Annotated in this window: 16 protein-coding genes; 11 read left to right on the plus strand and 5 right to left on the minus strand. The window is 58.1% G+C overall.

Features of this window, described 5'->3' with window-relative positions; translation table 11 throughout:
* Positions 1-350: 350 nt before the first annotated feature.
* On the plus strand, positions 351-890 hold the full coding sequence (locus BZL43_RS22600) for a hypothetical protein (RefSeq protein ID WP_095634346.1): 540 nt from the start codon (positions 351-353) through the stop codon (positions 888-890).
* A 13-nt stretch (positions 891-903) separates the two neighbouring features.
* On the opposite strand, the gene BZL43_RS22605 is transcribed toward BZL43_RS22600, so the two are convergent.
* Positions 904-5040 (minus strand): CheR family methyltransferase, encoded by a 4137-nt coding sequence (locus BZL43_RS22605; protein ID WP_095634347.1) that lies wholly within the window; start codon positions 5038-5040, stop codon positions 904-906.
* 382 nt (positions 5041-5422) lie between these two features.
* Between BZL43_RS22605 and BZL43_RS22610 the strand changes: the two genes are divergently transcribed.
* From BZL43_RS22610 to BZL43_RS22625, 4 genes are all read left to right on the plus strand, one after another.
* Positions 5423-7027 carry a tetratricopeptide repeat-containing response regulator gene (locus BZL43_RS22610; protein ID WP_095634348.1) on the plus strand — a complete coding sequence of 535 codons (1605 nt, stop codon included), beginning with the start codon at positions 5423-5425 and terminating at the stop codon, positions 7025-7027.
* The gene (locus BZL43_RS22615; RefSeq protein WP_095634349.1) at positions 7024-7716 is read left to right on the plus strand and encodes a sensor histidine kinase KdpD; all 693 of its coding nucleotides are present in this window, start codon (positions 7024-7026) and stop codon (positions 7714-7716) included. Before BZL43_RS22610 ends, BZL43_RS22615 begins: the two co-directional genes overlap by 4 nt.
* 226 nt (positions 7717-7942) lie before the next feature.
* On the plus strand, positions 7943-9184 hold the full coding sequence (locus BZL43_RS22620) for a glutamine synthetase family protein (protein WP_177409350.1): 1242 nt from the start codon (positions 7943-7945) through the stop codon (positions 9182-9184).
* A gap of 71 nt (positions 9185-9255) precedes the next feature.
* A complete protein-coding gene (locus BZL43_RS22625) occupies positions 9256-10650 on the plus strand; it encodes an MFS transporter (protein WP_095634351.1) in 1395 nt (464 codons plus the stop codon).
* A gap of 63 nt (positions 10651-10713) precedes the next feature.
* Here the strand turns inward: BZL43_RS22625 and BZL43_RS22630 are convergent, their stop codons facing one another.
* The 4 genes from BZL43_RS22630 to flgA form a co-directional block, all read right to left on the minus strand.
* The gene (locus tag BZL43_RS22630) at positions 10714-11460 is read right to left on the minus strand and encodes a flagellar brake protein (protein WP_095634352.1); all 747 of its coding nucleotides are present in this window, start codon (positions 11458-11460) and stop codon (positions 10714-10716) included.
* 88 nt (positions 11461-11548) lie between these two features.
* Positions 11549-12016, minus strand: coding sequence for a flagella synthesis protein FlgN (locus tag BZL43_RS22635; protein WP_095634353.1), 468 nt, complete (start codon positions 12014-12016; stop codon positions 11549-11551).
* 47 nt (positions 12017-12063) lie between these two features.
* Entirely contained in the window at positions 12064-12390 is a 327-nt protein-coding gene (gene flgM, locus BZL43_RS22640; protein ID WP_095634354.1) for a flagellar biosynthesis anti-sigma factor FlgM, read from the minus strand.
* A 169-nt stretch (positions 12391-12559) separates the two neighbouring features.
* On the minus strand, positions 12560-13321 hold the full coding sequence (gene flgA, locus BZL43_RS22645) for a flagellar basal body P-ring formation chaperone FlgA (protein ID WP_095634355.1): 762 nt from the start codon (positions 13319-13321) through the stop codon (positions 12560-12562).
* A gap of 81 nt (positions 13322-13402) precedes the next feature.
* Here flgA and BZL43_RS22650 point away from each other — a divergent pair, with 81 nt between their 5' ends.
* The 6 genes from BZL43_RS22650 (at position 13403) to flgE (ending at position 18468) form a co-directional block, all read left to right on the plus strand.
* Positions 13403-14335, plus strand: a complete 933-nt coding sequence (locus tag BZL43_RS22650; protein WP_095634356.1) for a chemotaxis protein CheV — start codon at positions 13403-13405, stop codon at positions 14333-14335.
* A gap of 46 nt (positions 14336-14381) precedes the next feature.
* Positions 14382-15209 carry a protein-glutamate O-methyltransferase CheR gene (gene cheR, locus BZL43_RS22655; protein WP_008071786.1) on the plus strand — a complete coding sequence of 276 codons (828 nt, stop codon included), beginning with the start codon at positions 14382-14384 and terminating at the stop codon, positions 15207-15209.
* Between the two features lie 356 nt (positions 15210-15565).
* Positions 15566-15973 (plus strand): flagellar basal body rod protein FlgB, encoded by a 408-nt coding sequence (gene flgB / locus BZL43_RS22660; protein ID WP_095634357.1) that lies wholly within the window; start codon positions 15566-15568, stop codon positions 15971-15973.
* A gap of 3 nt (positions 15974-15976) precedes the next feature.
* Positions 15977-16420, plus strand: a complete 444-nt coding sequence (flgC, locus tag BZL43_RS22665; protein WP_095634358.1) for a flagellar basal body rod protein FlgC — start codon at positions 15977-15979, stop codon at positions 16418-16420.
* A 15-nt stretch (positions 16421-16435) separates the two neighbouring features.
* Positions 16436-17125 carry a flagellar hook assembly protein FlgD gene (gene flgD / locus BZL43_RS22670; protein ID WP_095634359.1) on the plus strand — a complete coding sequence of 230 codons (690 nt, stop codon included), beginning with the start codon at positions 16436-16438 and terminating at the stop codon, positions 17123-17125.
* A gap of 29 nt (positions 17126-17154) precedes the next feature.
* Positions 17155-18468, plus strand: a complete 1314-nt coding sequence (flgE, locus tag BZL43_RS22675) for a flagellar hook protein FlgE (RefSeq protein WP_095634360.1) — start codon at positions 17155-17157, stop codon at positions 18466-18468.
* Positions 18469-18565 lie beyond the last annotated feature (97 nt).

Below are 18565 nucleotides of genomic sequence, written 5' to 3' on the forward strand. Positions count from 1 at the left end.
TTAGTTGTGGGGGCAGGCTTTGTAAAGGTGTTAACCGCAGCTAACAGTACGACGTGCCAATATTCCGACAGGCGGGTGTTTCGGTGTCAATATTATGTCGATTTGTTTTTGGCGAAGAGGCCATGGGCACTCAATAGTAATTGCCCCGAATGAGCTGAAACCCGCGTGGGGCTTGGGCCGGCTGCGTCATAAGGTGTTGGGCTACGGATTAAATGTCTGTGCTCACCTGTTAGAAAACCTCCGCCAGCGCCTGTGCTCTGGCGATTTTATTACGCTCGAACCAGCCGACGACCTACATGGAAAGTCTGTCATTGCTGTGCCTTACTGCTCATTCCACAAGGAGCCCGGCAATGCGACACAGAGGCGCACAGTTCTGGTTATGGACCGATAATCGGTTATCGCTGCACATCCATGAAGAAGTGCTCAGCGATGGGGTACAAGTGGAAGTTCGTGCGCGGGTGAATCACGAAGGTGTTTCCCAGGTGTTCATCGGTATTTACGATGACCATGGGATCATGCTGTGCGAGGAGTTTCACGACAGGGGTCACGATGAGTCTTACTGCGCGGCGTTGAAATGGGGTGCCCAGCGCGCGAGGGAGATTGTGGCGGACGCCCAAGGGTTCGTCGCACCGCATCGGGTGCAATTGACGCTGGGTCCGGTCATCACCGATGAGTCTGTATTGGCGCTACGGCGCATGGAAATGAGCGAGCGTGAGCGTTTCAAGCTCAGTTGCGAAGACGCATGGTCGGAATACCTGGCCGCCAAAGCGGCCATGCTGAATCTCATGCGTGCGCCTAAGGTCGATCCCAAGGTCTGGGCAGACCACAAAGAGCGTCTGAGGCAGGCGATTGACCGGCGCGTGTGGGTGCAACGCACCTATTTACGCTGAGCGATTATGGCCCTCAGGGCTGGGATTGCCGCAGATTCTCAATGGTTGCGATCAGGTCATCGTAGGAAACCGGTTTTCCAATGTGCTGGTCAAAACCCGATTGGCGGGCCTTCTGAATGTCGCTGCTGGCGCCATAGCCGGTCAGGGCGATGGCCGGCACATCCTTGGCAAGCGGCAACTGACGCAATGCATTCATCAGCTCATGGCCGTTCATCACCGGCATGCCCAGATCCGAAATGATCAGGTCGAAACGAGTGCTCTTCGCTGCGTCCAGAGCGGCCACCGGGCGATCGAAGGCAATGACTTCGGCATCTTCCATTTCCAGCAGCATTTTCAAGGTTTCCAGTACTTCGGCAGAGTCGTCGACCAGCAGAATCGTCAAGCCGCTCAGTTTTCCTGACACATCATCGATTTGAGCTTCGGTTTGGGTTTTGCCTTCGGGGCTGGCCAAGGGCAAGTAGACACTGAAAGTACAGCCTTCCCCGACCCCCGGCGAACTCACCTCTACCGTACCCCGTTGGGCCTCGGTCAATTGGCGCACCAGCGACAAACCGATGCCCAGCCCCTCGCGTTGGTGGTTGGTGTGCTGGGTTTCCGCCTGGCCAAACAGGTCGAATACGTGTTCGAGGTGCTCGGGGGCGATACCAATGCCATCATCCTTGACGTCCAGGCGCGCCATGTTTCCGGTCTGCCGGGCGATCAATTGCACGTGGCCGTTGGGTGGGGTGAATTTCAGTGCGTTGTTCACCAGATTCCAGATGATTTGCTCCAGGCGCGTCGGATCGGCGCACACCATCAACGGCTCCGACGGTACTTGCAACTCCACGGTGGTGCTGTGCCGATCATTGAGCACGACCGTGTGGATATCGTGCAGCACACTGGTCAGGTCCACGGCCACCGGTTTCAGCTTGAGCTTGCCGGTACGGACGCGGGCGACGTCCAGCAGGTCATCGATGATCCGTGCCTGGCTGCTGACGGCATCGCAGATGGTGCTGACGGCTTTGGCGGCCGGCGCCACGGACTTGGTCACCGGCAGGCGCCGCAGCAGTTCGGCGTTGAGCTGGATCAGGTTCAGTGGATGCTTGAGTTCGTGGGACATGACCGCGAAGAACTCATCCTTGAGGTAATTGGTGTTCAGCGTCTCGGCCAGTTGTTGGCTCTGTTCTTCATGCTGGCGTTTGTGGCCGGTCAGGTCACGGGCGATTTTCACGTAGCCTCGCAGGTTGTCACCGCTGAGCAGAGTCACCTCGCCGCTGCAATAGAAACGGCTGCCGTCCTTGCGCAGGTGCCAGCGTTCATCTTCGGAACGGCCATGGGTACGTGCTACTTGCAGCTCGGTTTCGGGCACGCCAGAGGCGCGGTCTTCTGCGGAGAAGATGAAGTCGTAGTAAGCGCCTTCGGCTTCGGCCTTGCTGTAGCCGAAGATCAGCTCGGCGCCTTTGTTCCAGCTGGTGATCACGCCTTGTTCATCAAGGGTGATAATCGCGTAGTCGCGGGTACTTTCGGCCACCAGGCGCATGCGCTCTTCGCCCAGGCGCAGTTCTTCTTCGGCCGCGCGGCGTTTGGTGATGTCGATGAAGGTCAACACCGTGCCGTCGATATGGTCTTCGCTGGAGCGGTAGGGCAGCAGGCGCGCGATGTACCAGCGCTTGTCGGTGCTGCTGACTTCGCGCTCGATCATGTTCAATGATTCAAATACCTGGGCGGCATCACTGGCCAGTTCGTCGTAGTACAGGCGATGGGTGATGTCGAGCAGTGAACGGCCGGTGTCCATCGGCAACATGCTGAAAATGTCGGTGGCGCGCGGGGTGAACCATTTGATTCGCATGCTGCGGTCGACAAAGACGGTGGCAATGTCGGTGGAGGCGATCAGGTTGGTCAGGTAGTCGTTGATCTTGTCGGTTTCTTCGACTTTGGTTTTCAGCTCGTAGTTGACCGTCAGCAACTCTTCGTTGATCGATTGCAGCTCTTCCTTGCTGGTTTCCAGCTCTTCGGTGGCCGAGCGCAGTTCTTCGTTGATCGCCTGCATTTCTTCGTTGGAGGCTTTCAGTTCTTCACTGGAAATTTCCGATTGTTCAATGGTGTCCTGCAAGTGCAGCTTGGTGCGTTGCAGTTCACGCTCCAGGTTGGACAGTACCTGGCTCTCGGTTTGCAGCAGCGTCGTTGTCGTTACTTGCGAAGGGTCGACTTCGACTTCCTCGAAAATCACCAGGATGAACTCGCCGTCCGATTCTTCATCCTTGTAAGGCTGTGCCTCCAGGCTGACCTTGTAGAGCCGATCTTCGCGCTTGATCGGCACCTGGCGAGATTTGACCGCCAGGCCACTCTGCTGGACCTGAAACAGTGTGGTGCGGATCTCCAGGCGCAGCTCCGGAAGAATCAGCGTGAGCAAGTTGCGTGATAGTTCACCGCCCACATGTCGCAGGAAACGCCCGGCACTTTCGCTCATGTGCAGGATGTCGGCGTGGGCATCGACGATCATGCTCGGCGGGGCGGCGCGCTCGAGGGCGCGCTGGTGGATGTCGGCGAAGGACAACTTGCGCGGTGCTGTGCTTTGCGGTGTCTGCCGGGAAACATTGCTGCGCACATAGCCGCCGCGTGGCACGGTCGGCATGCGGCGGCTATTGGCGGTGCCGGTCTTGGCGCGGAAGATCCGGTTGCGTTTGTCTACGGGCGTGAACAGCTCATGACAAGCATCCGCGCTTTCGGAAGACCCCAGGAACAGGAAGCCGCCGGGCCGCAATGCAAAGTGGAACATCTGAAGAATTTCGCGTTGCACGCTGCGATCCAGATAAATCAGCAGGTTACGGCAAACGATCAGGTCGATTTGCGAAAAGGGTGGGTCGGACAACAGGCTGTGCTTGGCAAACAGCACTTTCTCGCGGATTTCCTTGCGAATCCGATAGTGGTCATCTTCCTTGATGAAGTAATTCCGCAGCCGTGTTGGCGGCACATCCGTGATAATCGCTTGCGGGTACAGGCCGGCCCGGCCGAAGCTGATGGCGCGCTCGTCGATGTCGGTGGCGAAAACTTGCAGCGAGGCCTTGCTGGACTCCAGTTGCAGCTGATCGCTGACCAGCATCGCCAGGCTGTAGGCCTCTTCGCCGGTGGAGCAGCCAGCCGACCACACTCGAATTTCTTCTTTCTCTGGCTGCGCCGAGACAGCGGCGCTGACCAGTTGCGGCACGATATCGCGCTCCAGTGCTTCAAAGGCTTCGCGATCACGGAAAAAGTTGGTTACGCCGATCAGCATGTCCCCCAGCAACGCTTTGGTTTCTTCGGGATTGCTTTGCAGGTACTGGTAATAAGCTTTCAGGTTTGGCTGCGCGGTGACCTGCATCCGGCGCTCGATCCGCCGCAATACCGTCGCGCGCTTATAGTGCTTGAAGTCGTGGCCGGTGCCGGAGCGCAACTGGATGAGGATGTCATGCAGCATTTGTTCGGCGAATGCAACATCGCGCTCGGACATCGAGGCGACGGCTTGCTGTTCCGGCTCGTTGAGGATGGGCAAACTGATTTCCTGGGAGTTATGCCATAGATCCAGCAGTTTTTGCGGCATTTCGACCACGGGCAATACGAGATCGACCATGCCGGTCTCGATGGCTGCGCGTGGCATTCCGTCAAATTCGGCGTCTTCCGGCACTTGGGCCATGGTGATGCCGCCCTGTTCCTTTATACGTGACAAACCGACCGCGCCATCGGAGCCGCTGCCAGAGAGCACCAGGCAAAAGGCGCGTTCCCTATGTACGTTGGCCAGGTCACGGAAGAACAGATCGATCGAGGCGTGGCGGCCCAACTGCGGATCGTTTTCACTGACCTCAAGGTTGCCGTCATTCATCGTCAGCCGTTGTGCCGGTGAGATGACGTACACCCGGTTTTTTTCGATCGGCACGGTTTCGGTGACCTGCAGGACCGGCATCCGGGTCGATTCCTGGATGATCTTGTCGGCGATGCTCTGATGGTCGGGCGACAGATGAAGAATGATCACGAACGCCATGCCGTTATCTTGAGGCATGTTCTCGAAGAACAATTTAATGGCTTGCAGCCCGCCCGCCGACGCGCCAATGCCCACCACCGGAAAGTCCAGGGTGCTGGGGCTCAGGGCCTTTTGCTCAGAGGCGGTGGCCGAGTGCTTGGGGTTGGTGGTCATTTCTTCTGCCTTTGCTGGCGATGTAAAGCGTACAGAGTTCAAGCAGATATAAACGCGCTTCATAAAATCAGAATAATCCCGTTTTTCAATAAGGCGTTCAATTATTTAGCGCGCATTTGTGGGGTTATATAAGTTTTTGACCACCAAACGTACGATTGCATTCCCGTCGCTTCAAGGGAACGCGACTACTGGCCGATAACCCGATCGGCTGTGCGAGTTTCGTCGCTGACGGCCGGCAAGTGTGATCACGCAATTGTGCGAAATTGCTTGATAGCCTATGGCCTCTCGCTATCATCTGCGCGCCCGAAAAACGGGCGCGACGCTGAGTTCACCCGTGTCACTGTCTTTAGGTTGTTCTTCTTAAATTGCCTGGAAATCTTCGATGCTGTCGTATCACCAAAAAAGCTTCCTGATCGTCGATGATTTCTCGGATTTCCGCAGTTCCGTGAGGTCCATGCTGCGGGAGCTGGGCGTCAAGGACGTGGACACCGCTGATACCGGTGAGCAGGCACTGCGTATGTGCTCGCAGAAATCCTACGATTTCATCCTGCAGGATTTCCACCTGGGCGACGGCAAGAAGAACGGTCAGCAGGTACTCGAAGACCTGATGATCGAGAAACTGATCAGCCATGAAAGCGTGTTTGTCATGGTCACTGCCGAAACCAGCCAGGCCATGGTGCTCAGCGCCCTGGAGCACGAGCCTGATGCTTACCTGACCAAGCCATTCAACCGTTCCGGCCTGGCCCAGCGCCTGGAACGGCTGGAGCAGCGCAAGACGTTGCTCAAACCGATCCTGCAAGCACTTGATCGGGGCAAACCGGTTGAAGTGCTCAATGCCTGCATCGCCCTGTGCAAACAGGACATTCGTTATTCGCCGCTGTGCCTGCGTTACCGCGCCGATGCGTTGCGCGATTTGAACCAGAACGAAGCGCTGGAGCGGCTGTACGACAGCATCATCGCTGATCGGCCTTTGCCTTGGGCGTTTGCCGGATTGGGCCAGCTGCTGTTCAAGCGCGGCCAGGTGAGCCAAGCCAAAGGCGTATATGAAAAGGCCCTGAAAGTTTTTCCGATGATGCCGGCCCTCTACGACGGCATGGCCGATGTGCTGGTCGCCGAAGGGGACACCAAAGGGGCGCAGAGAGTTCTGGAAGAGGCTATTCGCCTGTCGCCGCTGGCGGTGCGCCGGCAAGCGTTGCTGGGCAAACTGGCAATGGCCAACGAGGATTTCGATACCGCTTCCAGAGCCTATCGCCAAGCGGTGGCCCAAGGGGCGCAGTCACGTTTCAAAGATGCGGAAAGTAACCTCGGCCTGGCCCATGCCTTGATCAGCAAGGGCAGTGAAAAAGGCCTGGACACCCGGACCCGCCTCGAAATCAACACCACGCTGAGTGCCGTGGCGAAGGAGAACCCTTCCGACCCCGGCTTGCAGATTCGTGCGCGCCTGATGAAAGCCACCAGTCTGCTGCTCAACGATGCCGAAACCGCCGAGAAGCTCACCGAGCAGGCGATGATGCGCCTCGACGGCATGGAGCAGTTCATGAGCGCCGAAGCGGCGCTGCTGGTGGCCAAGCAGCTGCAAATGTTGGGGCAGGCGAGTGCCGGCGCTTCAATGCTGAAAAACTGTGCGGAAATCTACGGCGACGATCCGACTGTAATGAAAGGCATCGCCAAACTGACCGACGACCCGACCATCCTCAACTCCGGCAACGCGGCCGCCGACCTCAATCGTCAGGGCGTACGGGTGTACAAGACCGGCAACCTGGTGGAGGCCCGGGATGTATTTCGCAAAGCCCTGGCGCTACAGCCCAAGAACATCAGCATCGCCCTGAACATGGCGCAGTCGCTGTTGCATGGCACTGACACCAGCGTGCCGTCGGCCGAACTGGAAGAATGCCGGGCCTGCCTGAAAACCGTCGGCCTGATGCCCGATACCGACGCGCGTTATCCGCGCTACCAGAAACTGAAAATCAAGGCGTTCGGCGAATGATCGACAGCGAACCGTCACTCGACTTTTCCACGGTGATTGCCTCCACCGTGCATGACATGAAGAATTCCCTGGCCATGCTGATGCAGGCGCACAGCCAATGGCTGGCGCGCTTGCCCGATCCCGAGCAACACACCCCGGAGCAGGGTGTGATCGGGTTCGAGTTCGCCCACCTCAATGGCATGCTGGTGCAATTGCTGGGGCTGTACAAACTCGGCGTCAACCAGATGCCGTTGCAGCCGGCTTACCATGAGTTGGATGATTTCATCGAGGCGCAACTGGCGGCTCACCAGGAAGTGTTCGCCAGCCGCGGCATTATCGCCAGCTATGAAGTGGATCCGTTGAGCCCCCTGGGTTTTTTCGACCGGGAGCTGATTGCCTCGGTACTCGCCAACTGCATCAACAATGCCATGCGTTATGCCCGCCATGCCTTGTTGATCAGCGTCAACGATGAGGCCGGGCAACTGGTGCTGACCATCAACGATGATGGCGAGGGTTATCCGCCCGAGATGATCGAGCGTCAGGCCGATTACGTGCAGGGTATCAACCACAGCAGTGGCAGCACCGGCCTGGGCCTGTACTTTGCCGGACGGATTGCCGCCTTGCATCAGCGCAATGGCGTGGGTGGACGCACAGAAATCAGCAATGGCGGCCCGTTGGGCGGTGGCGTGTTCAGCCTCTATCTCCCCTGACAGACACAATCCCCTTCGGCGGTTCCTACGTCTTTTTGTTTGACGCTGCTTGATATTCCGAACAGCCGAAGCCTATTTTGTACGGGTCGCCGTTCGCGGCTCGTACAACAACAAGGATTGCGTCATGACAACCGATGGCCATCGTTCACTCGCGCAGCGATTGACGGGCATTGATGAGATTGAATGTGTCACGCCGGACCTGAACGGCGTACCCCGCGGCAAGGTGATGACCGCCGAAGGATTTCTTGAAGGGCGGCGTTTGCAGATGGCGCGGGGCGTGCTGCTGCAATGCATCATGGGCGGTTATCCGCCGGCGCGTTTTTATGGCAGCGATGATGGCGACCTGGCGCTGGTGCCTGATCCCGCGCAGATCCACCGCTTGCCCTGGAGCTCGCAGCCTCGGGCGCTGGCCATTTGCGATGCGGACGAACTGACTGGCGATAGCTCGCCATTGTCGACTCGCGGCCAACTCAAGGCCGTGATCGCTCGATACGCCGCCCTCGGTCTGGCACCAGTGGTGGCGACCGAGCTGGAATTCTTCGTCTTCGCGCCCAACCCTGACCCGACGCAACCCTTCCAGCCGCCACTGGGCCTGGACGGTCGTCGCGAGGATGGTCATTCGGCGTTCAGCGTCAGCTCCAATAACGGCTTGCGGCCGTTCTTCAATGAAGTCTACGAATGCATGGCGGCGCTGGGCTTGCCGCGCGATACCTTCATGCACGAGATGGGTGTCAGCCAGTTCGAGATCAACCTGCTGCACGGCGATCCGCTACTGTTGGCCGACCAGACGTTACTGTTCAAGCATCTGCTCAAGGAAGTGGCGCTCAAGCATGGCCTGACCGTGGTCTGCATGGCCAAGCCATTGGCGCACACGCCGGGCAGTTCGATGCATATTCACCAGAGCATCGTCGAGATCGGCACCGGGCGTAACGTGTTCAGCGACAAGGCCGGCGAGCCGACCGCGACCTTCCGTCATTTCATCGGTGGCCAGCAGGCCGGTATGGCGGATTTCACTGCGCTGTTTGCGCCGAACGTGAACTCTTACCAGCGCCTGTGCCATCCTTTTGCATCGCCGAACAATGCCTGCTGGTCCCACGACAATCGCGCGGCCGGGCTGCGCATTCCGGCCAGTTCACCGGTCGCTCGTCGGGTCGAAAACCGCTTGCCGGGGGCTGATGCCAATCCGTATCTGGCGATCGCCGCGAGCCTGGCCGCGGGGTTGTACGGTATCGAGAACAAACTGGAGCCGAGCGAGCCGATCCAGGGTGAGTTCGTTGTGCCGGATAATCTTTCGTTGCCGTGTACCTTGCATGCCGCTCTTGAACGTCTGAAACGTAGCCAATTGGCGAAGGAACTGTTCGGCAAGGAGTTCATCGAAGGCTACATTGCTTCGAAGACCATGGAGTTGACCAGCTTCTTCGATGAAATTACTCCCTGGGAACGGCGTGTTCTAGCAGCCCAGGCCTGACGACCCGTCGCCGTCGGGCTATCGTTTGTCGATAGCCCGATACTCACCGCAAGGAGCCGCTCGGAACGCCGATGCGCCAAATCTTGAAATCTTTTCGGGGGCTGTATTTCGCCTCGCTGATGATGTTGATCGGCTCTGGCCTGTTGAGTACTTACCTTGCCCTGCGCCTGGCAGCCGATAAAGTCGACAGCCTGTGGGTCGGTGCGTTGATGGCGGCCAACTATTTCGGCCTGGTGCTGGGCGGCAAGATCGGCCATCGGCTGATTGCCCGGGTCGGGCATATTCGAGCTTATTCAGCCTGCGCCGGGATCGTCGGTGCAGCAGTGCTGGGCCATGGCCTGGTGGATTGGTTGCCCGCGTGGCTGTTCCTGCGGGTGATCGTCGGCTTGGGCATGATGTGCCAGTACATGGTGATCGAAAGCTGGCTCAATGAGCAGGCAGAAGCCAATAAACGTGGCGTGGTGTTCAGCGGCTACATGATCGCTTCGTACCTGGGGTTGGTGCTGGGTCAGCTGATTCTGGTCATGCACCCGGGCCTGGGGCTGGAACTGCTGATGCTGGTCGCCCTGTGTTTCGCCCTGTGCCTGGTACCGGTGGCCCTGACGCGGCGGATTCACCCCGCACCTTTGCATCCGGCACCGATGGAACCACGCTTCTTCATCAAGCGCGTGCCGCAGTCGTTGAGCACGGTGTTGGGATCGGGCTTGATCGTCGGTTCGTTCTACGGTCTGGCCCCGTTGTATGCCTCGCAACAAGGGCTGTCCACTGAACAGGTCGGTCTGTTCATGGGTAGCTGCATTTTTGCAGGCCTGGTGGTGCAGTGGCCGTTGGGTTGGCTGTCGGACCGCTATGACCGGGCGCTGTTGATCCGCTGTTTCGCATTCAGCCTGGCGCTGGCTGCGTTGCCGCTGGCAATCATGCAGCAAGTGCCGCTGGAGGTGCTGTTCATCGCCGGGTTTTTCTGTTCGTTGGTGCAATTTTGCCTGTACCCGTTGGCGGTGGCGTTCTCCAACGACCATGTCGAGGCTGATCGTCGGGTGTCACTGACGGCGATGCTGCTGGTGACCTATGGTGTCGGCGCGAGTGTTGGACCGCTGGTGGCCGGGGTATTGATGAAGCTGTTCGGCAGTCAGATGCTCTATGCCTTCTTCAGCTTCTTTGCGCTGGTGCTGGTATGGCGAATTCGCCCCAAAGCGGTCACCAACCTGCATCAGGTGGACGATGCTCCGCTGCATCACGTGGCCATGCCGGACAGTATGTCGAGTTCGCCCTTGGTCGCTTGCCTGGACCCGCGAGTCGATGAACAGGTGGTGCAGGAGCAGATGCAGAACCCGGTCAACCCGGAGGATGATTTCAATCCGGAGGCCGAGCCCGCATCAGCAGTTGAAACGGAAGCTGAAACAGAAACGGAATCAGAAGACCCTGACACAGGTCGCGAGCAAAGTTTTACCGAAGCACGGCCTTGACCAAGGCATAAAAAAACGGGCAGTCACCGCAAGGGACTGCCCGTTTTTCATGGGCGTGGCGTATCAGAAGTCGTCTTTATCGAAGCGCCGCGCTTCACGCTGAAGCTGATAGACGAACCGTTCGACCTGACGCTGCACCAGGCCACTCATGTTGTGAAAGCGCACGCCGGCGAAGGTGGTGTTGATCTTTTCTTCAAAGTGCAGGTAACGCAGTTCGACCGGGGCCGTCATGTTGCCGAAGGGCAGGGCCGCGACAAAACGGTCGTAGACCTGGCCCAGTTGCAGCTTGGCGGTGATATCGCCCTCAAAGCGCAGCTTGCAGCCGGTGGCAGAGATGTCCAGCAGTTTGCCGCCGATGGCCGATTTGAGTTTGTCGCCACCCAAGTCGACATCGACCAGTTGCGCCAGCTTCAACGCGGCGCGGAAAGCGTTGCGACGCTGGTGATAAACCACTTCAGCGGGCAGTGCGCCACGGTAGCAGCGGCCATCGCCAGAGTCATGGATGGTCAGCGGGCCATTGCTTTCCCAGGCGATGCGCACGCCGTCGTGGAAGCCTTCGACCTTGAACGGTTCGCCGGCGAGCAAGAAGCGCTCGCCATCGCGCGGGATCATTTCGTCCAGGGCGATCATGTTGCTGTCACGGTCGATGTCCACCAGATAACTCTGGAAGCGCTGGCTGCGCTCATGGAACGTGATGATCAGCGGGTCATGGCTGTCTTGCAGCTGACGCAGATTGCCGGAGATTTCCAGGGGCGTAGTGAGCACCTTGGGCGGCTGCGGAGCATCTTCCGCGTTTAAGGCATTGAACACGGGGCATCAATCTCCAGACCAATATGACTATTTGCCAGCATTCTGCCAGCATGTTTCGCGTCTTGATAGAGCGTGCGCGTTGAAAGGCTCAAGCCTGACTGAGCGGGCGTGGCTTTGCGAGCTTGGAGGTTGATCCGCGGGCATCATAAAGCGCTGGCGGCTCGCCGCCGGTGAGGATCTTCAACTGGTTGGCCGTGGCGGCCTGCTGCACCAGAATCGACTGGCCATTGTTGACGTTGGCGGCCTGGCACCGGGCCAGGAGGTCAGTCAGCACATCGCTCTGTGCCAGCAACTGATCGCCAATGCTCGAATGGCTGGCAAGTTGTTCCAGGCCCTGGCGATTGGTTGGCAGGTTGAGACCGGCGAGGATTTCACTGCGCTTGCGGCCATGCTGCTCAAGCAAAATGATCAATGCCTGTTTCTGCGCCAGAATCTCTTCGAGCAGTGGCATGTCGCGACCGTGCAGCGCGAGGGACTCGGTTTGCAGCAGCTCCAGCAAGTGTTGCGCCGGGGCAAAGTCGTCGATGATCAGTTGCAGTAAATTAGTGTCGTGCATGGCTGGCCTTGGGTTTTAAGCGTCCAAAAGCCTGGCGCGGCCGTGGCCTAGCGCTGGGCTTCGAAGTTGAGCAGTTTGCTGGCTACACGGTTGCTGTCGACTTTATAGCTGCCATCGGCAATCGCTGCTTTCAACTCGGCCACGCGGGCCTTGTCGACGGCAGGCTGATCACGCAGCTTGTCAGTGACCTTCTGCAACTGTTGAGCCTCATTGCTGAGGTGTACCGACTCCCCGCTTTTGGTGGTACTGGCCTGTTCGGCCGGGGTATTCAGCGGCGTGGATTGGCCGGCTTCGGCGGTTTCCTTCGCTGCGCTGGTACGTGTACTGCCCGTAAGTGACGAGGAGCTGTTTAAACGACTGAAATCGATGACCATGACAAAAAACCTCTGGGTATTTGGACGCTTGCCATGTTTTCGGCCATTGCTGTGAAAACTTTAGGCCCATTTATCAATGAGCTTGCATGCGCCAGCGTGTGTCCTGCATGCGGCACAGTTTAGGCAACAGCCCAGTGGCGCGCCATCTCTTCACAAACTACATGGTCGCTTACATAGACACTTCCACCTGCCCGGGCGCGGTGACTTGCGCCTTGATAACCCGCTGGGAGTTCAGGTTTTTCACCCGAATCTGTTCGCTCATGCCGCCATTGGACAGCGCTTCACCCGGCATACGCACACTGAGCGTACCGCTACGGGCAGTAATCACTACCTGATCGCCCTTGCGAATGACTTCCGCCTGTTCGAGATGCACCAGGGTAATCACCTGATCGGCGACCATTGGTCGGGTCAGTTTTTGTCCGATCGCTTGATCGACGGAAGTCAGAAAGCCTTGATTTATCAGGCTGATATCGCGCTCTCGCAGGGTTACGTCCTGAGGTTCGATAATTCCTGTGCGTTTGAGTGGGCGGGTGGTGGTCACGATGTCGCGAAACAGCCGTACTTGAGCGGGTACAAAGACTGTCCAGGGAGAGGCGCCGTCGCAGCGAACCTTGACCGTAACCCGGCCCAGAGGCCTTGACGGGCTCTCAAGGCTGGCTGTCAATTCCTTGTCGCACATAGGCATGCGCAAGCGCGGATCGAGCTGGCTGACCTCGATCTCGTAGCGTCCTTGCGTTTGACTGGTGGCCAAATAGTCTTCTACGGTGAATTCAAGAAAGCCCTGAGTGACGCCGATAAGCATGTCAGGCAAGGTAACTGCGTCAGCAAGGGCAGGGCTGCCAGCGTTGAACAGGCAAGCGGCCGACACCGCGCAGAGTAATCTGCGGCAGGCTGAAGCCAGGTGTCGGAAAAATGTCGGTTCTGTGTTCATAAAAGTTAAAAAGCAAGCGCCGTGCCGTTTCGTGAAGAATGTGCGTCGCAACACACTTAGCGTTGGTGTAGGAGTCTGGGCATGGCTGGTGTAATGGATTCGGTGAACCAGCGCACGCAACTGGTGGGGCAGAATCGCCTTGAGCTGTTGTTGTTCCGTCTCGACGGCCAGCAGCTGTATGGGATCAACGTGTTCAAGGTTCGTGAGGTGCTGCAATGCCCCAAGCTGACCCTGATGCCCAAGTCCAGTCCTGTCGTGTGCGGTGTGGCGAATATTCGGGGGGCGACCATTCCGATTCTGGATCTGGCGATGGCGACCGGTTCCGGAGCGCTGAAAGATCAAAGCAATCCCTTCGTGATCATCACGGAGTACAACACCAAGACGCAGGGTTTCCTGGTTCGGTCGGTGGAGCGGATCGTCAACATGAACTGGGAGGAGATTCATCCGCCTCCCAAGGGCACCGGGCGCGATCACTACCTGACGGCGGTGACTCGGGTCGACAATCAGTTGGTCGAAATCATCGACGTCGAGAAGGTGCTGGCGGAAGTGGCCCCGACACCGGAAGCCATTTCGGCGGGCGTGGTCGATGTCGAAACGCAGCACAAGGCGTTGTCTTTGCGCGTGCTGACGGTCGATGACTCATCGGTGGCGCGCAAGCAGGTGACCCGTTGCCTGCAAACCATCGGCGTCGAAGTGGTGGCGCTGAACGACGGTCGGCAAGCGCTGGATTACCTGCGCAAGCTGGTCGACGAGGGCAAGAAGCCGGAAGAGGAGTTCCTGATGATGATCTCCGACATCGAGATGCCGGAGATGGACGGGTACACCCTGACGGCCGAGATCCGCAACGACCCACGCATGCAAAAGCTGCATATCATCCTGCATACTTCGTTGTCGGGTGTGTTCAATCAGGCGATGGTCAAGAAGGTCGGTGCCGATGACTTCCTGGCCAAATTCCGTCCTGATGACCTGGCATCCCGGGTAGTCGACCGGATCAAAGCAGCAGATAACAGCTAGGGGCCTTCTGCCCCTGGCGGTCAACACGATTTAAGAGGCGGCATCTTTGTCTACGGGTAATTTGGATTTCGAACAGTTCCGGGTCTTCCTGGAAAAAGCCTGTGGCATTTTGCTCGGTGAAAACAAGCAATACCTGGTCTCGAGCCGTCTCAACAAACTGATGGAACAGCAGGGCATCAAGTCGCTGGGTGAGCTGGTCCAGCGCATCCAGACCCAGCCGCGCAGCGGATTGCGCGAGATGGTGGTGGATGCCATGACGACCAACGAAACCCTATGGTTTCGTGATACCTATCCGTTTGAAGTCTTGAAGAACAAGGTGTTGCCTGCAGCGATCAAGGCAAGCCCCGGCCAGCGCTTGCGGATCTGGTCGGCGGCGTGTTCGTCGGGTCAGGAACCGTATTCGCTGTCGATGTCCATCGATGAGTTCGAACGGGTCAACATGGGCCAGTTGAAGATGGGCGTGCAGATCGTTGCCACTGACCTGTCCGGCACCATGCTGACCAACTGCAAGACCGGCGAATACGACAGCCTGGCCATCGGCCGCGGTCTGTCGCCCGAGCGCCTTCAGCGTTACTTCGACCCGAAAGGGCCAGGGCGCTGGGCGATCAAGGCGCCGATCAAGAGTCGGGTTGAGTTTCGCTCGTTCAACCTGCTGGACAGCTACGCGAGCCTGGGCAAGTTCGACATCGTGTTCTGCCGCAACGTGCTGATCTACTTCTCTGCGGAAGTGAAGAAGGACATCCTGTTGCGCATCCACAGCACGCTGAAGCCGGGCGGTTATCTGTTCCTTGGCGCGTCCGAAGCGCTGAACGGTTTGCCGGACCATTACCAGATGGTCCAGTGCAGCCCGGGGATCATTTACCAGGCGAAGTGATTCGTTGACGGCATAAAAAAACGGGAGTCCTCAGGGGCTCCCGTTTTTTTTGTGCCTGATTTCTCATTCTCGCCGCATTACCTGTAGGAGCGAGGCTTGCCCGCGAAGGCGGTGTATCAGACACAAAATCGCTGACTGACACATCGCTTTCGCGGGCAAGCCTCGCTCCTACAGTGGTCGGTGTAGTTCCTGATAAGCGGCAGAAAAGCGGCAGGCGGCGGAAACCGGTTGCCGCTTTTCTGGCATTGCCGGTTTGCCACCGCGCGCAAAGCCCCGGTTTACGGGGTTTTTTGAATTGGCACGACGCTTGCTATGTCCCTGTTACGAAAAATCAGGTCACCCGAAGGTTTCCCGACATGAGCATCAGCTTCGATAAAGCGCTCGGTATCCATGAACAAGCCCTGGGCTTCCGCGCCCAGCGTGCCGAAGTCCTGGCCAATAACATCGCCAACGCCGACACCCCGAACTACAAGGCTCGGGATCTGGACTTCTCGAAAGTGCTCGCCGAGCAGAACGAGAAAACCAAAAACGGCAAGTTCGCCTTGAACATGACCAACAGCCGTCACATCGAAGCTGAAGGCATGGGCAATGGCGACGAGTCGCTGATGTATCGCACGCCGATGCAACCGTCGATCGACCAGAATACCGTGGACGCTCAACTGGAACAGTCGAATTACGCGGAAAACGCGGTCAACTTCCAAGCCAGCTTCACCCTGCTCAACAGTAAATTCAAAGGGCTGGTATCAGCCCTGCGCGGAGAGTAAGTCATGTCCCTTGCCAGTGTTTTCAACATTGCCGGTAGCGGCATGAGTGCCCAGACCACTCGTCTGAACACCGTCGCCTCGAACATCGCCAACGCCGAGACCGTCTCCTCGAGCATCGACCAGACCTATCGTGCCCGTCATCCGGTGTTCGCCACCATGTTCCAGGGCAGCCAGAGCGGCGGCAGCGATTCACTGTTCCAGAACCAGGACGCTGCCGGTCAAGGCGTGCAAGTGCTGGGTGTGGTCGAAGACCAGAGCAACCTTGACGCGCGCTACGAGCCGAACCATCCGGCTGCCGATGGCAAGGGCTACGTCTATTACCCGAACGTCAACGTCGTCGAAGAAATGGCCGACATGATTTCCGCGAGCCGTTCGTTCCAGACCAACGCCGAAATGATGAACACCGCCAAAACCATGATGCAGAAGGTCCTGACCCTGGGTCAGTGATAAGGGGCGATTCATATGAGCGTTATCAGCGATGTTCTGGCCAATTCTTCGGTCCAGACCCCAACCACCAAAGACAGCCTGACTTCCGCCGCTACCGGCGGCCAGGCGCTGGGCAAGGACGCGTTCCTGCAACTGTTGGTGACTCAGCTGAAAAACCAGAACCCGCTCGATCCTCAGGACAACAGCGAGTTCGTGGCGCAACTGGCGCAGTTCAGTAGCCTGGAAGGTATTACCACGCTGAACGATACGGTCAGCGGACTTGCCAACAGCTACAGCTCCTCGCAAGCCTTGCAGGCTTCTTCGCTGGTGGGGCGCTCCGTCATTGCGCAGACCGACAAAACCCTGGTCGACACTTCCAAGAGCCTTAACGGAACCGTCGTGGTGCCTACCTCGGTTTCCGCCGCCACCGTCAAGATCACCAACTCGGAAGGCAAGACCATCCGTACGCTCGAGTTGGGCAGTCAAAGTGCCGGTAATGCCAGTTTCATCTGGGACGGTAAAGACGATGCGGGCGCGGTGGCACCGGCGGGTACCTACACCTTCGGCGCAACGACCACCATCGACAGCAAGGCGACATCACTGATTACTTACCTGCCAGCGACCGTTAACAGCGTGACCATCAGCCAGACCGGCGGTGAGTTGATGCTGAACCTGGCAGGCATGGGCAGCGTTGCCCTGTCCAAAGTACAAACCATTGGTATATAGAGCCGACTACACGGCACAAGGAGTGGAATATGTCTTTCAATATCGGCCTTAGCGGTCTCTATGCAGCCAACAAACAACTGGACGTGACCGGCAACAACATCGCCAACGTCGCGACCACCGGTTTCAAATCCTCCCGTGCAGAATTCGAAGACGTGTACTCGGCCACTCGCCTGGGTACCGGCAGCAAGACCGTCGGCAACGGCGTGCGTCTGGCCAACGTTTCCCAGCAGTTCGGCCAGGGCGATGTGAACAACACCGGCAACGTGCTGGACATGGGCATCCAGGGCAACGGCTTCTTCATTCTCAGCGACAACGGCTCCCTGAGCTACACCCGTGCCGGTGCGTTCAAGACGGATGCTGAAAACTATGTGGTCGATAACAACGGCAACCGTTTGCAGGGCTATGGCGTTGATGCCAACGGCAAGATCATCAATGGTGTGTTGACGGATTTGAAGATCGATACCTCGAGCCTCAAGCCGAATCCGACGACCAAGGTCGATCAGACGATGAACCTGAATTCGGCGGAAACATTACCGACCGTGACCACGTTCAGCCCGACCGACACCAACAGCTATAACAAGACCATTTCCACCAAGGTCTACGATAGCCAGGGTAACGAGCACACCATGGATCAGTACTACGTGAAAACGGGTACCAACGCCTGGCGTGTCCACACCTACATGGATGGTCGTTCCCCGGGTAACCCCGCCACCACGCCACCCGTGGCGATTACCGCCGACATCACTTTCAACTCCGATGGCAGCATCAATACGCTGACGGCGGGTGCTGGGTGGACCCAGACCGGCAACACCTTGACCATGACCGGTTGGGTGCCAGGCACCATTACCAACGCCGCAACGATCCCTGTGACCTGGGGGCCGAACGGTTCCGTCGCTGCCACTGGCGGTATCGCGTTCAACATGGCGCTGACCACTTCTTACAATTCGCCAACCGCTCGTACCGCCCAATTCCAGGATGGTTACGCCACTGGCCAGATCTCCAGCCTGACGATCGACGCTACCGGCGTCATGACCGCCAACTTCAGCAACCAGCAAACCAAGGCCATCGGCCAGGTTGCAGTCGCCAGCTTCGCTAACGAGCAAGGCTTGCAACCGATTGGCGGTACCCGCTGGAAAGAAACCTTCGCCTCGGGCGTGGCGGGTGTCGATGCGCCGACGACCGGCACGCTGGGTTCGGTTGTGTCCAACTCCCTGGAAGAGTCCAACGTCAACCTGACCAATGAATTGGTCGAGCTGATCAAGGCCCAGAGTAACTACCAGGCCAACGCCAAGACCATTTCCACCCAGAGCACCATCATGCAGACCATCATTCAGATGACCTGATGTTGGTGAGCGAATAGCGTTTCACAAAGGGCCCCTCGCAAAAGGGGCTTTTTTGTGGATGGTAGATACAGTTCAAGATCAAAGATCGCAGCCTCGC

The organism is Pseudomonas sp. PICF141 (genome assembly GCF_002286815.1).
GTDB lineage: Bacteria > Pseudomonadota > Gammaproteobacteria > Pseudomonadales > Pseudomonadaceae > Aquipseudomonas.

Excerpts from the sequence above, each read along its gene's own strand:
- BZL43_RS22615 (WP_095634349.1), top strand. The coding sequence starts at position 7,024 with ATGATCGACAGCGAACCGTCACTCGACTTTTCCACGGTGATTGCCTCC.
- BZL43_RS22635 (WP_095634353.1), bottom strand. The coding sequence starts at position 12,016 with ATGCACGACACTAATTTACTGCAACTGATCATCGACGACTTTGCCCCG.
- flgB (WP_095634357.1), top strand. The coding sequence starts at position 15,566 with ATGAGCATCAGCTTCGATAAAGCGCTCGGTATCCATGAACAAGCCCTG.
- flgC (WP_095634358.1), top strand. The coding sequence starts at position 15,977 with ATGTCCCTTGCCAGTGTTTTCAACATTGCCGGTAGCGGCATGAGTGCC.
- flgM (WP_095634354.1), bottom strand. The coding sequence starts at position 12,390 with ATGGTCATCGATTTCAGTCGTTTAAACAGCTCCTCGTCACTTACGGGC.
- BZL43_RS22625 (WP_095634351.1), top strand. The coding sequence starts at position 9,256 with ATGCGCCAAATCTTGAAATCTTTTCGGGGGCTGTATTTCGCCTCGCTG.
- BZL43_RS22620 (WP_177409350.1), top strand. The coding sequence starts at position 7,943 with ATGACCGCCGAAGGATTTCTTGAAGGGCGGCGTTTGCAGATGGCGCGG.
- flgE (WP_095634360.1), top strand. The coding sequence starts at position 17,155 with ATGTCTTTCAATATCGGCCTTAGCGGTCTCTATGCAGCCAACAAACAA.
- BZL43_RS22600 (WP_095634346.1), top strand. The coding sequence starts at position 351 with ATGCGACACAGAGGCGCACAGTTCTGGTTATGGACCGATAATCGGTTA.
- flgD (WP_095634359.1), top strand. The coding sequence starts at position 16,436 with ATGAGCGTTATCAGCGATGTTCTGGCCAATTCTTCGGTCCAGACCCCA.
- BZL43_RS22650 (WP_095634356.1), top strand. The coding sequence starts at position 13,403 with ATGGCTGGTGTAATGGATTCGGTGAACCAGCGCACGCAACTGGTGGGG.
- BZL43_RS22605 (WP_095634347.1), bottom strand. The coding sequence starts at position 5,040 with ATGACCACCAACCCCAAGCACTCGGCCACCGCCTCTGAGCAAAAGGCC.
- BZL43_RS22610 (WP_095634348.1), top strand. The coding sequence starts at position 5,423 with ATGCTGTCGTATCACCAAAAAAGCTTCCTGATCGTCGATGATTTCTCG.
- flgA (WP_095634355.1), bottom strand. The coding sequence starts at position 13,321 with ATGAACACAGAACCGACATTTTTCCGACACCTGGCTTCAGCCTGCCGC.